Raw genomic sequence first — 13,360 nt, forward strand, 5'->3', positions numbered from 1 at the left:
TCCAAAAAAAGGTGATTTTTTCAACTGACTTCTCTATAATCCTGCGACCCACCGTTACTGCAGACCTTGATTATCGAAGGTATTTCGACATAACGGGTCGAGAGTGCCAACCACTCGAAGGGGTGTTGACTGGACTCTTAGTCAGTGGGAGCAAGCTTGCTCCTTAAGTGTAAATTTAAATATTGAACGGGTTATTATTAGCATGAAAACTTTCGTTGCTAAACCAGAAACTGTAAAACGCGACTGGTACGTTGTAGACGCTGAAGGTAAAACTCTTGGTCGTCTAGCAAGTGAAATTGCATCTCGCCTACGTGGCAAACACAAAGCTGAATACACTCCACACGTTGACACTGGTGATTACATCATCGTTGTAAACGCGGAGAAAGTTACTGTAACTGGTAACAAGGCTAAAGGTAAGATTTACTACCGTCACTCTGAATTCCCAGGCGGCCTAAAATCAATCAGCTTCGAGAAGCTAATTGATCGTAAGCCAGAGATGGCTCTTGAGCTAGCGGTTAAAGGTATGCTACCACGTGGTCCTCTTGGCCGTGCTATGTACCGTAAGCTTAAAGTTTACGCTGGCGCTGAGCACAACCATGTTGCTCAACAACCACAAGTACTAGACATCTAATCGGGGATTTCGGAAATGGCAGAGAATCAATACTACGGCACTGGCCGTCGCAAAAGCTCAGCTGCGCGTGTTTTCATCAAACCAGGCAGCGGCAACATCGTAATCAACAAGCGTAGTCTTGATGAGTACTTCGGTCGTCCAACTTCTCGCATGGTTGTTAAACAACCTCTTGAGCTAGTTGAACTAACTGAGAAACTAGACCTATACGTTACTGTTAAAGGTGGCGGTATTTCTGGTCAAGCTGGTGCTATCCGTCACGGTATCACTCGCGCTCTAATGGAATACGATGAGTCTCTACGTCCTACTCTACGTGCAGCTGGTTACGTTACTCGTGACGCTCGTTGCGTTGAACGTAAGAAAGTTGGTCTACGTAAAGCACGTCGTCGTCCACAGTTCTCTAAGCGTTAATCTTTTTTCGAAAAGATTCGCTTCCAATGCTTGCATTGGATGTGGCACCAAAAAGCCTGGCATTATGTCAGGCTTTTTTGTTTTTCCGCTCCAAAAAAATCCTTTGTCACCCGTACTTACTGTTTGATTTGTCGTACTTACGCAGCTTTTGTGACGTCACTGGCGATTCGCCTCACAAATGTTACAAAAAGGTAGCTTTATCTTGTCAAAAAGTAGGGTTTTATTTATCATTTCCCATCAAATAAATACAACTAAATTCGTATTTTGTTAGCCATGCTCTTTAAGCGGAATAACAATAATCCACAAGGAGCAAATGGGAGAATGTTTGGATGAGCAATGCGCCTTTAAATAACGGTCGCAGACGTTTCTTAACTGCTACAACAGCTGTTGTTGGTGGTTTAGGAGCAGCTGCTGTCGCCGTTCCTTTTATTAAATCTTGGAACCCAAGTGAAAAAGCCAAAGCTGCGGGTGCCCCTGTTGAAGTTGATATCGGTAAACTTGAAGAAGGGCAGATGGTACGTGTCGAGTGGCGTGGTAAACCTGTATGGGTTGTACGTCGTGCACAAACCGTAGTCGATGGACTGAAAGCAATTGATGGTCAACTACGTGACCCTGCATCTGGAGAAGAACAGCAGCCAACTTATGCTCAAAACGCTTACCGCTCAATTAAGCCTGAGTATTTTGTCGCTGTTGGTATCTGTACGCACCTTGGTTGTTCTCCAACCTATTTACCTGACAGTTTTGCTGAACAAGTTCAGGGTGTTAAGTCTGGTTTCTTCTGTCCATGTCACGGCTCTAAGTTCGACATGGCTGGTCGTGTATTCCAAGGTGTACCAGCACCACTTAACCTAGTTGTTCCAAAACACATGTACCTAAGTGATACCAGAATCCTTATCGGTGTTGACGAAGAAGGGGAGGCATAATGCAAGCTCTACTTGATTGGGTAGAAAAACGCATACCCGCAATGAATGCGTACAAGAAGCACCTTTCTGAGTACCCGATGCCAAAGAACTTTAACTTTTGGTATCTATTTGGCTCGCTAGCGATGCTTGTATTGGTCAACCAAATCCTAACGGGTATTTGGTTAACAATGAACTACGTACCGTCTGGTGATGGCGCGTTTGCGTCAATCGAATACATCATGCGTGATGTTGAGTACGGTTGGTTGTTACGTTACATGCACTCAACGGGTGCTTCGGCATTCTTCGTTGTTGTTTACCTACACATGTTCCGTGGCTTAATCTACGGTTCTTACCAGAAGCCTCGTGAGCTACTATGGATCTTCGGTATGCTAATCTTCCTCGTGTTGATGGCAGAAGCATTCATGGGCTACCTACTACCATGGGGTCAGATGTCTTACTGGGGTGCACAGGTAATCATTTCTCTGTTTGGTGCCATTCCTGTTATCGGTGATGATCTAACACTTTGGATTCGTGGTGACTACGTAATCTCTGGTGCGACGCTTAACCGCTTCTTCGCTCTACACGTTATCGCACTACCAATCGTACTATTGCTGTTGATCGTTCTACACGTTCTAGCTCTGCACGAAGTGGGTTCAAACAACCCTGATGGTATTGAAACTAAGCTACCAAAAGGCACGATGGGCGACGATTACCAGACACAGTTTAAGTTCCACGACTACTACACTAAGAAGTACGATATCATCGACTCTATTCCTTTCCACCCATACGGTACGGTTAAGGATATGGTCGGTGTAGCAGGATTCTTGTTCCTATTCTGTTACGTGTTGTTCTTCAACCCAGAAATGGGCGGTTACTTCCTTGAGCCACCTAACTTTGAAGCAGCGAACCCACTGAAAACACCTGAGCACATTGCTCCTGTATGGTACTTCACTCCGTTCTACGCGATTCTGCGTGCGGTTCCAGACAAGCTATTAGGTGTTATTGCAATGGGTGCGTCGATTGCGGTTCTATTTGTACTACCTTGGCTAGACCGTTGTCGCGTGCGTTCTTACCGCTACCGCAGTAAGTTCCATTTATTCAACATCATCCAGTTCACGATCAGCTTTATCGCGTTGGGTATTCTTGGTGCGCTTCCAGCAACACCAACGTACACGCTACTAGCTCAGATCTTCAGCTTAGCTTACTTCATGTTCTTCGTACTGCTGTACTTCTACAGTAAGAACGAAGCGACTAAGCCACTACCAGAAAGGGTGACATTCAAATGAAAAAATGGATTGTAATTTTATTTGCAATGCTGCCTTCATTGGCAATGGCAGCGGGTGCGAACGTACCACTAGATAAAGCAAACAACGATCTGAGTGACCAAGCTTCATTGCAAAACGGTGCAAAGCTGTTTATGAACTACTGTTTTGGCTGTCACTCAGCTCAATACCAACGTTACGAGCGAGTTGGTCGTGACATCGGTATTCCTCTAGATTTGCTAAAAGACAATTTAATCTTCGACTCAGAAGCAAAAGTGGGTGACTTGATGGAGAACGCAATTCCAGATAAGTCAGCGGCGAAATGGTTCGGTGCTCCACCGCCAGATCTAACACTTGTTGCTCGTGTTCGTGGTACAGATTGGCTATACACTTACCTACGTGCTTTCTACGAGGATCCAAGCCGTCCGTTTGGCGTGAACAACATTGTTTTCCCAAGCGTTGGTATGCCTCACGTTCTTGAAGAGCTACAAGGTATTCCTAAGCCAGTGTATGAAACGCACGTAGTTGATGGTAAAGAAGTGACGAAAGTTGTTGGCGTAGAAGCTGATGGCAGCGGTGAGCTTAACCGTGAAGAGTACGACAATGCAGTTCGCGATTTGGTGAACTTCCTTGAGTACTCAGGTGACCCAGTGAAGCTTGAGCGTCACGCTCTTGGCTGGTGGGTTATGGGCTTCTTAATCATCTTTACAATCGTTGTTGTATTGCTGAAGAAAGAGTATTGGCGTGATGTGCACTAATTGTGCTACGATACTGTGCTAATTCCCAAATTTTTAACTTAACAATGGAGGCTTAGCCTCCATTGTTTTTATTTTGTAAGTGTGCTGGAGGGCTCCATGGCTGTAGCTGCCAATAAACGTTCTGTGATGACTCTATTTTCAAGTGCATCTGATATGTATAGCCATCAGGTTCGTATTGTTCTAGCAGAGAAAGGTGTAAGTGTAGAAGTAGAGCTTGTTGATGAAGCAAATCTACCTGCTGAACTTATCGAACTTAATCCATATAAGACAGTACCAACACTTGTTGACCGTGAACTAGCGCTTTACGACTCAAAGATCATCATGGAATACTTAGATGAGCGTTTCCCTCATCCACCATTGATGCCTGTATACCCAGTAGCTCGTGGTAACAGCCGTCTAATGATCTTCCGTATCGAGAAAAACTGGTACACGCTTGCTGAAAAGATTGTAAAAGGCACTGCTGATGAAGCAGAAGCTGCCCGCAACAAACTGCGCAACGACCTGCTAACTCTAGGCCCTGTTTTCGCTGAGTATGAGTACTTCATGAGCGAAGAATTCAGCCTAATCGACTGCTACCTAGCACCATTGCTATGGCGTCTGCCTCAACTTGGTATTGAACTAGTTGGTCCAGGTTCGAAAGAGCTTAAAGTTTACATGAATCGTGTATTTGAGCGTGATTCATTCCTAGCTTCTCTAACGGAAGCTGAACGTGAAATGCGTCTAACTCGTTAATTGGCGAGAAGATGGATATTGTCAATATGACACCACGCCGACCATATATGCTTCGTGCGTTTTATGATTGGTTGGTGGATAACGATTTAACGCCGCATGTCGTAGTGGCAGCCGAATTGCCTGGTGTCCGAGTGCCGATGGAGTTTGTTCAAGATGGACAAATCATCCTAAATATTGCTCCTAGAGCGGTGGGTAACTTGGAACTAGGAAACGAAGCGATCACCTTTAATGCTCGTTTTAGTGGTCGTCCTCATTCTGTTATCGTCCCTTTGTATGCTGTTCAAGCTATTTATGCCCGTGAAAATGGTGCAGGTACCATGTTTGAACCCGAAGAAGCTTACATGGGCGAATATGAAGAAGAAGGGATTTATGAGGAACAAGATGAAGAGAACTCTTTGTCTGTTGCTGACGAGAGTGCGGAACGAGAGTCCCTCAACTCTGATGATGAGCCTCCAAGACCGACCAAAGGGCGTCCAAGCCTAAGAGTAGTCAAATAAAAAAGCAGCGCTAATGCGCTGCTTTTTTTATCTCAATTTGTTGTGCTTAGCCCTGTTGGTGAAAGGCACGTACCACCTGTTTTACACCAGATATGTTGCGCGCTAACTCGGTTGCAATGTCAGCATGTTGTTGAGAAACATAACCGAGTAGGAAGACTTCTTTGTCTTCGGTGATCACTTTAATTTTTACGCCGTTAAGCTCCGAGTTCGCCAGTAAAGCGGATTTCACTTTCGTCGTTATCCAACTATCGTGGCTAATCTCGCCCACAGACAATGGTGCTTTAACACGCAGTTGATTGTGAATGTTTTTAACGCCTTTGATTTTACGTGCTTGCGATTCAAACTCTTGCTTGAGTTGATCGCTGTTTGCCTGTCCCATCAAAACTACGGTGCCGTTGTATGAACTGGCAGTAATACGGGCATTGCCTCTGAATGGGGGCTTGTTACCAATACCCGCGACTTCAAACTCAATATTATTATCGTTCCAGATCTCTTGCGTTGTTCGAGGGTCAATAACGATTGCGGCTGTCGTTGCTGCGCCAGCAACAAATAGACCAGCGCATCCGGTGAGATTGAGTAGCAATAGAGATAACAGTAGAGGTTTAAACCAATTCATCATTTAGTCTTCGTGTGCAGGAAACAATACTTGGTCGATAAGATCGCATAAGCAGTGTAGCGTCACCATATGAACTTCGTGAATTCTTGCTGTTCTGTGAGATGGGATCCGAATCTCCACATCGTTCTCACCCAATAACCCTGCCATTTCACCGCCATCTTTGCCTGTTAAGGCGATGATAGTCATGTCTCTTGTCACCGCAGCTTCCATCGCCTTGATGATATTTTTGCTATTCCCGCTGGTGGAAATAGCCAGCAGAATGTCACCAGTCTGACCAAAGGCGCGAACTTGCTTAGAGAAAATCTCTTCGTAGTGATAGTCGTTTGCGACCGCGGTAAGAGTCGTGTTATCGGCGGTTAAGGCCATTGCAGGTAGGCTAGGGCGCTCAGTTTCAAAACGGTTTAAAAGGCAAGAAACAAACTGTTGTGCGTTCGAGGATGAGCCACCGTTGCCACAACACAGGATCTTGTTGCCATTAAGAAGACTAGCAACCATAGCTTGTGCGGCATGTGTAATGGCATCAGGCAATGCTTCTGCTGCGGCAATTTGAATTTGAATACTTTCAGTAAAACTGTCTTTAATGCTGTCTAGCATCGATTATCCTTGAGTTATTACGTTTTTGAGCCATTCGATTTGGTGACCATGGTTATGAATCGCCACCAAGTCAAAGCGAAAATCTGTCGAGTAAACGGATAAGCCGTTCTTCATTAGCCATACATTTGCGGTTTTTATTAGCTTGCGTATTTTGCTAGGCGTGACGGTCTCCGCAGCATGTCCGAACGATTGGCTTTTACGATAGCGTACCTCAACGAAGACGATAGTTGTACCATCGCGCATAATGAGGTCTATCTCGCCAGCTTTGGCTAGGAAGTTTCGCTCAATTAATGAGAGGCCGCAACCAGTAAGATACTTTTGTGCTGCGGCTTCGTAGTGTTGTCCGTGCTCTCTTTTATTGGTTGGCACTATGCTCCGCCCAACTGATCTCGCGCTGTACGACGCAGTTATCGTCGATACTTAGCAAGCCAGTATTTCCCTCGATAGAGTAGCCTTGAACGACTTTCATTTGAGGGAGATGTTCCATCAAACGGTAAGCATCCATACCTAGGGCTTGCAGGCGCTTCTCTGCGTTAGAATCTTTCGGCCACAATTTATCCATTTGAGCTTTCAGGCTTGCATCTGGTTGAATTAATAGTGGAATATCACTGTACATCACACCGGTTAGATCTTCATACTGCTGACGGCCACTATTGCTGCGTGAGTTAGAATAGAGCTTCGGTGGGAGCGTATCTGGGTTAATCGCTACTTCAATAAATGGTTTGATTAATGTTAACTCAGCACTGCTTGCAACGATGTAGACTGCATCGACATCGCGGCGACTGCGTGGTTGGCTCTCCAGCGGGATACTAAGTAAAGATTCCATCTGAGCAATGTGCTGCTGGCTATCTTGCAAACCGAATACTTTATTGATGTCACGTTGCAGTTGGCGTTTATCACCAAAGAGGTTTACCGCCACCTTGTTATCACTGTATTTGCTCCACTCTTGCTTAAACGCATCCACGACACGTGAGCCCAAACGTCCATTAGGAGCAAGGATGAGCGGGTATTGGTAGCCTTGTTTAGCTAAATGTTTTGCAGCTTGAGCAACTTCTTGCTCAGGCGAAAGGGCGAGATAGCAAGTGTTGTTTCCCGCTTCAACATTATCAGGGATGTTAAGCGCAAGCATCGGTAAACTTGAAGTAAAGCTTGCTTGAGCTTGTTGCAGTTTCTCAATGTTCTCTTTAAGTAACGGACCTACAACTGAATCAATTTGCTTTTCAACTAAGGTCGACTCTAATTCAGCTACGCTTGTTGCATTGGTATCGATCACGGTGAGCGTTGCGTTAGGATCTCGTTCCTTATCATTCATCATCTCTAGGATGAAGCCGTCACGAATTAGCTTAGCTTGTTGAGCAAACTTGCCACTAAGTGGTAGCAGTAGCGCTGTGTTAACGGGTTTAATGAGTTCAAGAGACAAAATTTCATTAATTGCCTGCGGAGTGTATAGCGATGCAGGGTGAGTTGGATTAGCCGCTAACCACTGTTCTAAGCTGCTTTTCAACTGCGGTAGGTTGCTCGCATAGTTCTTGGTGAAGCCAGTCACTTCAAGCCAGCCAGCGATAACAGGGTCAGTCTCTTGTTGCTTGAAGGTGTCAAGTTGAGTTCCGGTGTATTGGCCTAAATTGTTCCAGATACTTTGTGCCACAAAAGCTTGCTCACTTTCAGGTAAGTAACCGCTGCTTAACGATAGTTCACGAGTGGCATTGAAAAAATCACCTTGTTTTGTGAATAGGGAGGCGCGAAGTTGGTGGTAGCTTAGCCACTGCTCATCGGCAAGTTGCCACGATGGTCTGAAATTAAGTTGTGAGAGCGCTTCTTGGTGCTGATTTTGAGCAACAAGTAGTTCTGCACGAGCGAGTTGCCATTCGGCTTGCTGCATATCGGTTAAGGATTGACGAGCTAAACGCTTCATCAATAGCTCCGCTTGAGTTGCGTCTCCAGCATCGATAGAGGCTTTCAGTGCCATGATTAGCCAATCATTTTGTAGGCTTCCTTGGCTGCTATCAGCACGCATCAGATAGGTCTGGATTGGCTGATTTGGGTCGAGGGTAATATCGACACTTGTTGGCGCCTTTGGAGCAGAAGAACACGCTGCCAATGTGACAGCAAGTGCTACAGGAGTCAGTAAGCGTGTTACACTGAGACGCTTGTGGTTTTTCATGGCCATGAGCTCTTTGTTAATTCCGTATAAAATTGTGTCTATATTAATCGTTGAAGTGATGGTAAACAAATGACAGATAACAAAACCTTACTAACTGAGGTTCCTACCCTTTATATCGTACCTACACCCATTGGCAATCTGGGCGATATTACTCAGCGAGCGATTGAAGTGCTATCTAATGTCGATCTTATTGCCGCAGAAGATACACGTCATACAGGTAAGTTGCTTTCTCACTTCAATATTCAAACTAAAACTTATGCTCTCCATGATCATAACGAACAGCAAAAAGCGCAAGTCTTAGTCGACAAATTGTTAGCTGGGCACTCAATTGCACTCGTTTCTGATGCCGGCACCCCATTAATTAGTGATCCAGGATACCATCTTGTCACGCAATGTCGTCAGGCGGGCGTTAAAGTTGTCCCACTGCCAGGGGCTTGCGCAGTGATTACCGCGCTCAGCGCATCGGGATTACCTTCTGACAGATTCAGCTTTGAAGGGTTCTTACCTGCGAAAAGCAAGGGACGAAAAGATAAGTTCCTAGAAATCGCCAAAGTAGAACGTACATGTGTATTCTACGAATCCCCTCACCGCATCCTAGATTCACTTGCGGATATGCTAGACATTTTGGGGCCTGAGCGAGAAGTTGTTCTTGCCCGTGAACTGACCAAAACCTTTGAGACTATTCAAGGCATGCCACTGGGTGAATTGGTGGAATGGGTTAAAGTTGATGAGAATCAGCAGCGTGGTGAAATGGCGCTGTTGATTCATGGTTACCGTTCGAGTGAAGAAGAGACTTTGCCAGAGGAAGCGACTCGCACACTGGCGATTTTGACCAAAGAGTTACCCCTTAAAAAAGCCGCCGCATTGGCCGCAGAAATATACAACCTGAAGAAAAATGCGCTGTATAAGTGGGGGTTGGAGAACTTGAGTTAAGAGTTGAGACATTGGAGTCGAGAATCAAGAATAAGCCGCTTTAGCTCTAGCTTTCCATTGCTCGACTCTCGAAGGGCAGCGTTCTTGCCTCGCGAAGCAACGTATTCTGTCTGTTCCTTGACCACTTAACGCCTCGTTTGCATCATATTTGTGATCTCGCTAGACACTTAGTGGATTAGTCTATACAATCCGCCCTCGGAGCTGACTGGGTAGTCGCTGCTTTGTTGATGTCCTTCGGGAGACTGACGTTGAGGTCCCTTTGGGAGACTGACGTTGACGTCCTTCGGGAGACTGACAGAGGGGAGGAAAGTCCGGGCTTCATAGAGCAAGGTGCCAGGTAACGCCTGGGGGGCGCAAGCCTACGACAAGTGCAGCAGAGAGAAGACCGCCGATGGCCCTAGGGCACAGGTAAGGGTGAAAGGGTGCGGTAAGAGCGCACCGGACGACTAGTAATAGTTCGTAGCAGGGTAAACTCCACCTGAAGCAAGACCAAATAGGCCTCCACATTGCGTTGCTCGCGTAAGGAGGCGGGTAGGTTGCTCGAGCCAGTGAGCGATTGCTGGCCTAGACGAATGGCTACCGCCGCGCAAGCGGAACAGAACCCGGCTTATGTGTCGGCTCCACCTATTCGAGACCCATCGTAACTTTGTTGTTATGATGGGTTTTTTGCTTTTAATTGACCAAATTTATTTCCGAACCATTAAACTTGGCGCTAAATCACGAGTTCTCATGTGCTAATAGTGGCGATACGCCGCTAAATCAGTACACTGGAGAATCTGAATCCGTCAATGCGACAGCCACATGAGATAACTATGACCGAAGCATTTAAACACATATCCGTACTCCTGCATGAATCGATTGATGGCTTAGCAATAAAGCCTGACGGTATCTATATCGATGGAACATTTGGCCGTGGCGGTCACAGCCGAACTATCTTGTCGAAACTCGGTGAAAACGGCCGACTTTACAGCATCGACCGTGATCCACAAGCTATCGCAGAAGCGGCTAAAATCGACGATCCTCGCTTCACCATCATCCATGGCCCATTCTCAGGCATGGCGCAGTACGCAGAAGACTATGGCCTTGTTGGTAAAGTCGATGGTGTCTTGCTAGACCTTGGTGTGTCGTCTCCGCAACTTGATGACGCTGAACGTGGTTTCAGCTTTATGAAAGATGGTCCGCTGGATATGCGAATGGATCCAACGTCTGGTATCCCTGTTTCACAATGGCTGCTGGAAGCTGACTTGGATGATATTACTTGGGTTATCCGCGAGTTCGGTGAAGATAAGCATGCGCGTCGCATTGCTAAAGCGATCGTTGCTTACCGTGAGAACGAAGAGAACGAGCCTCTGACGCGCACCAGTCAGCTAGCCAAATTGATTTCAGACGCAGCACCAAAAAGTTTCAAAGAGAAAAAGCATCCAGCCACACGTGCTTTCCAAGCCTTCCGTATTTACATCAACAGTGAGTTAGAAGAAATCGATACGGCGCTAAAAGGTGCAGCGAAGATTCTTGCCCCACAAGGTCGACTATCAGTGATTAGCTTCCACTCTCTGGAAGACCGCATGGTAAAACGCTTTATTCGTAAAGAGAGTAAAGGACCAGAAGTGCCTCACGGTATTCCAATGACTGAAGAGCAGATCAAAGCTTTAGGCAGTGCGAACTTAAAAGCGGTTGGTAAGGCAATCAAGCCGTCAAAACAAGAAGTTGAACACAATGCACGTTCACGCAGTTCAGTGCTACGTATTGCAGAAAAGCTATAACAAACAATGAGTAAGTCAACGCCCAATCTCGCTAAGCTGATTGCACTCGATCTTTTGAGTGTTGGTCGTGTACCGCTAATCTTCCTCTTGATGATTTTTGCTAGTGCGATGGGGGTGGTATTTACGACTCACCACACACGCCAAGCCATTACCGAAAAAGATCAGGCCTTAGTTGAACGTGAGAGGCTTGATAATGAATGGCGTAATTTGTTACTTGAAGAAACTGCATTAGCCGAGCACAGTCGCGTACAAGCCGTGGCAAAACAAGAGCTGGAAATGAAGCGTCCAGATTCCGATAAAGAAGTCATTATTAACCTCCCATGAGCAAGAAAGAAAAACACGCTGAGCCTAAAGCCGAGCCGCAGCCAACTCATCTTATCCGTTGGCGATTCTATGTAGTGCTATTTTTTGTTTTTTGTGCCTTTGCAGCACTTGCTGGTCGTATCGCTTATATCCAAATTATTGAACCTGATAACTTGATCAAGCAGGGGGATTTACGTTCGGTTCGAGCCAAAACGCTGCATTCAGCTCGCGGCATCATTTCTGATCGCAATGGTGAACCTTTAGCGGTAAGTGTTCCTGTTGAGGCGGTTTGGGCTGATCCAGTGGCCATTTTCAAAGCCGGTGGTCTAGATGATATAAACCGTTGGTACGCACTCGCTGATGTACTTGGTTTGGATCGTCAAGGTCTGATTAACAAAATCAAAAAGAACGAAAAGCGCCGTTTTATCTATCTACAACGCCAAGTTAGCCCGGCAATGGCGAATTACATTCGTGAACTCAAACTACCAGGTGTTGGCTTGAAGTCGGAATCTCGTCGTTATTACCCGGCCGGTGAGGTTAGTGCTCACTTAGTTGGTGTAACTGGCATTGATGGCCACGGCCTAGAAGGCGTGGAACGAAGCTATGACGAGTGGTTAACTGGTGCAGCGGGCAAGAAAACCATCCGTAAAGACCGTTATGGGCGCGTGGTAGAAAACATTGCTCTTGAAGAGAAACAAGAAGGTAAACCACTGCAACTGACAATTGATCAGCGCATTCAAGCGGTGGCGTATCGTGCTATCAAGCAGGCAGTGGCCGATCATCGTGCAACATCTGGATCGGTTGTGATTCTTGATGTAAAAACCGGTGCGGTTCTTGCGATGGTGAATGCACCTTCTTACAACCCGAATAACCGCAGTGATTGGCAAAGTTACAAAATGCGTAACCGTGTGATTACTGACTCATTGGAACCTGGCTCAACCATTAAGCCTTTTGTTGTTTTGGCCGCATTAGAAAATGGGGTGGCAGACAAAGATACGATCGTTGATACGGGCAACGGTATTCTTCAACTCGGTGGTAGCCGCGTTCGTGATGCGCCAAAAGTCGGCAAAGCGAGCCTAACTACGATTCTAAAGAAATCGAGTAACATCGGTGTGACTAAGCTGGCGATGCAAATGCCGGTTGAAGCTTTACTTGGCTTGTACAGTTCTGTTGGTCTTGGCGAGTTGTCAGGTTTGAACTTGGTTGGTGAAGTGGTGGGTATTTTCCCGAGCCGCTCGCGTTGGTCTCCAATTGAGCGTGCGACTATCTCGTTTGGTTATGGTTTGTCAGTTACGCCAATCCAACTAGCGCATGCCTATGCGACGCTAGGTAACTTGGGCAAGTATGAGCCGATTCATATCATCGAAAGTAACGATAATGACATGGCGCGCCAAGTCGTGAGCAAAGAGAATGCTCGTCTCGTCTTAGACATGCTTGAAACGGTAACGCAAAAAGGCGGCTCTGCTCGTCGTGCTGCGGTTCCAGGTTACCGAGTCGGTGCCAAAACAGGTACTGCGCGTAAGGCAAGTGCAGGTGGCTATAGTGATGAGTACATCAACTATACGGCAGGTGTTGCGCCAGTAAGTGACCCACGTTTAGCGCTTGTGGTTGTGGTTAATGAACCACAAGGTGACGACTACTACGGTGGTTCGGTAGCCTCGCCGGTTTTCTCTGAAATCATGAAAGGCGCACTGCAAATTCTGAATGTTGCCCCTGACGAAAATAAATTCCAACAGTAGGCTTATTAGCGTACTGAGAAACAAAATGAAGAAAGCTGAGCTAATGCTCGGAGAATAA

The 13,360-nt window shown here is 46.2% G+C and carries 15 protein-coding genes and 1 other RNA gene; 12 read left to right on the forward strand and 4 right to left on the reverse strand.

Annotation, left to right across the window (positions count from 1 at the left end):
• Positions 1-202 precede the first annotated feature (202 nt).
• The 7 genes from rplM (at position 203) to sspB (ending at position 5,190) form a co-directional block, all read left to right on the forward strand.
• Positions 203-631, forward strand: coding sequence for a 50S ribosomal protein L13 (gene rplM / locus ACQEXR_RS02405; RefSeq protein WP_138972532.1), 429 nt, complete (start codon positions 203-205; stop codon positions 629-631).
• A gap of 15 nt (positions 632-646) precedes the next feature.
• Entirely contained in the window at positions 647-1,039 is a 393-nt protein-coding gene (rpsI, locus tag ACQEXR_RS02410; RefSeq protein WP_005436094.1) for a 30S ribosomal protein S9, read from the forward strand.
• Between the two features lie 329 nt (positions 1,040-1,368).
• Positions 1,369-1,962, forward strand: coding sequence for a ubiquinol-cytochrome c reductase iron-sulfur subunit (petA, locus tag ACQEXR_RS02415; protein WP_138972531.1), 594 nt, complete (start codon positions 1,369-1,371; stop codon positions 1,960-1,962).
• Positions 1,962-3,227 (forward strand): cytochrome b, encoded by a 1,266-nt coding sequence (locus ACQEXR_RS02420; protein ID WP_006877361.1) that lies wholly within the window; start codon positions 1,962-1,964, stop codon positions 3,225-3,227. Before petA ends, ACQEXR_RS02420 begins: the two co-directional genes overlap by 1 nt.
• A complete protein-coding gene (locus tag ACQEXR_RS02425; protein WP_138972530.1) occupies positions 3,224-3,961 on the forward strand; it encodes a cytochrome c1 in 738 nt (245 codons plus the stop codon). Before ACQEXR_RS02420 ends, ACQEXR_RS02425 begins: the two co-directional genes overlap by 4 nt.
• Before the next feature lie 96 nt (positions 3,962-4,057).
• On the forward strand, positions 4,058-4,693 hold the full coding sequence (gene sspA, locus ACQEXR_RS02430) for a stringent starvation protein SspA (RefSeq protein WP_138972529.1): 636 nt from the start codon (positions 4,058-4,060) through the stop codon (positions 4,691-4,693).
• An 11-nt stretch (positions 4,694-4,704) separates the two neighbouring features.
• The gene (gene sspB, locus ACQEXR_RS02435) at positions 4,705-5,190 is read left to right on the forward strand and encodes a ClpXP protease specificity-enhancing factor (RefSeq protein ID WP_138972528.1); all 486 of its coding nucleotides are present in this window, start codon (positions 4,705-4,707) and stop codon (positions 5,188-5,190) included.
• Between the two features lie 46 nt (positions 5,191-5,236).
• Here sspB and ACQEXR_RS02440 read toward each other — a convergent pair whose 3' ends face one another.
• The 4 genes from ACQEXR_RS02440 to ACQEXR_RS02455 are packed head-to-tail and all read right to left on the reverse strand — an operon-like array spanning position 5,237 to position 8,570.
• A complete protein-coding gene (locus tag ACQEXR_RS02440; protein WP_331416246.1) occupies positions 5,237-5,806 on the reverse strand; it encodes a BON domain-containing protein in 570 nt (189 codons plus the stop codon).
• Between the two features lie 3 nt (positions 5,807-5,809).
• On the reverse strand, positions 5,810-6,400 hold the full coding sequence (locus tag ACQEXR_RS02445) for a phosphoheptose isomerase (protein ID WP_138972527.1): 591 nt from the start codon (positions 6,398-6,400) through the stop codon (positions 5,810-5,812).
• A gap of 3 nt (positions 6,401-6,403) precedes the next feature.
• Positions 6,404-6,769, reverse strand: coding sequence for a YraN family protein (locus ACQEXR_RS02450; RefSeq protein ID WP_138972526.1), 366 nt, complete (start codon positions 6,767-6,769; stop codon positions 6,404-6,406).
• Positions 6,756-8,570: a penicillin-binding protein activator gene (locus ACQEXR_RS02455; RefSeq protein WP_427019695.1), complete on the reverse strand. Its 1,815-nt coding sequence runs from the start codon at positions 8,568-8,570 to the stop codon at positions 6,756-6,758. Before ACQEXR_RS02455 ends, ACQEXR_RS02450 begins: the two co-directional genes overlap by 14 nt.
• Positions 8,571-8,633: 63 nt before the next feature.
• On the opposite strand from ACQEXR_RS02455, the gene rsmI reads away from it, so the two are divergent.
• From rsmI to ACQEXR_RS02480, 5 genes are all read left to right on the forward strand, one after another.
• Positions 8,634-9,497: a 16S rRNA (cytidine(1402)-2'-O)-methyltransferase gene (rsmI, locus tag ACQEXR_RS02460; protein ID WP_427019696.1), complete on the forward strand. Its 864-nt coding sequence runs from the start codon at positions 8,634-8,636 to the stop codon at positions 9,495-9,497.
• 197 nt (positions 9,498-9,694) lie between these two features.
• Positions 9,695-10,123: RNase P RNA component class A (gene rnpB, locus ACQEXR_RS02465), an RNA gene on the forward strand.
• Positions 10,124-10,309: 186 nt separating this feature from the next.
• Complete coding sequence (rsmH, locus tag ACQEXR_RS02470; RefSeq protein WP_427019697.1) at positions 10,310-11,260, forward strand: 16S rRNA (cytosine(1402)-N(4))-methyltransferase RsmH; 951 nt, start codon at positions 10,310-10,312, stop codon at positions 11,258-11,260.
• A gap of 6 nt (positions 11,261-11,266) precedes the next feature.
• Positions 11,267-11,584, forward strand: a complete 318-nt coding sequence (gene ftsL / locus ACQEXR_RS02475; protein WP_138972522.1) for a cell division protein FtsL — start codon at positions 11,267-11,269, stop codon at positions 11,582-11,584.
• On the forward strand, positions 11,581-13,302 hold the full coding sequence (locus ACQEXR_RS02480) for a penicillin-binding transpeptidase domain-containing protein (RefSeq protein ID WP_427019698.1): 1,722 nt from the start codon (positions 11,581-11,583) through the stop codon (positions 13,300-13,302). The genes ftsL and ACQEXR_RS02480 overlap by 4 nt, the downstream gene beginning before the upstream one ends.
• Positions 13,303-13,360 lie beyond the last annotated feature (58 nt).

This window comes from Vibrio sp. TRT 2004, assembly GCF_050113735.1.
Lineage (GTDB): Bacteria > Pseudomonadota > Gammaproteobacteria > Enterobacterales > Vibrionaceae > Vibrio.

Bases quoted from the DNA above. Each gene is read 5' to 3' on its own strand.
- rplM (WP_138972532.1), top strand. From the start codon at position 203: ATGAAAACTTTCGTTGCTAAACCAGAAACTGTAAAACGCGACTGGTAC.
- rpsI (WP_005436094.1), top strand. From the start codon at position 647: ATGGCAGAGAATCAATACTACGGCACTGGCCGTCGCAAAAGCTCAGCT.
- petA (WP_138972531.1), top strand. From the start codon at position 1,369: ATGAGCAATGCGCCTTTAAATAACGGTCGCAGACGTTTCTTAACTGCT.
- ACQEXR_RS02420 (WP_006877361.1), top strand. From the start codon at position 1,962: ATGCAAGCTCTACTTGATTGGGTAGAAAAACGCATACCCGCAATGAAT.
- ACQEXR_RS02425 (WP_138972530.1), top strand. From the start codon at position 3,224: ATGAAAAAATGGATTGTAATTTTATTTGCAATGCTGCCTTCATTGGCA.
- sspA (WP_138972529.1), top strand. From the start codon at position 4,058: ATGGCTGTAGCTGCCAATAAACGTTCTGTGATGACTCTATTTTCAAGT.
- sspB (WP_138972528.1), top strand. From the start codon at position 4,705: ATGGATATTGTCAATATGACACCACGCCGACCATATATGCTTCGTGCG.
- ACQEXR_RS02440 (WP_331416246.1), bottom strand. From the start codon at position 5,806: ATGAATTGGTTTAAACCTCTACTGTTATCTCTATTGCTACTCAATCTC.
- ACQEXR_RS02445 (WP_138972527.1), bottom strand. From the start codon at position 6,400: ATGCTAGACAGCATTAAAGACAGTTTTACTGAAAGTATTCAAATTCAA.
- ACQEXR_RS02455 (WP_427019695.1), bottom strand. From the start codon at position 8,570: ATGGCCATGAAAAACCACAAGCGTCTCAGTGTAACACGCTTACTGACT.
- rsmI (WP_427019696.1), top strand. From the start codon at position 8,634: ATGACAGATAACAAAACCTTACTAACTGAGGTTCCTACCCTTTATATC.
- rsmH (WP_427019697.1), top strand. From the start codon at position 10,310: ATGACCGAAGCATTTAAACACATATCCGTACTCCTGCATGAATCGATT.
- ftsL (WP_138972522.1), top strand. From the start codon at position 11,267: ATGAGTAAGTCAACGCCCAATCTCGCTAAGCTGATTGCACTCGATCTT.
- ACQEXR_RS02480 (WP_427019698.1), top strand. From the start codon at position 11,581: ATGAGCAAGAAAGAAAAACACGCTGAGCCTAAAGCCGAGCCGCAGCCA.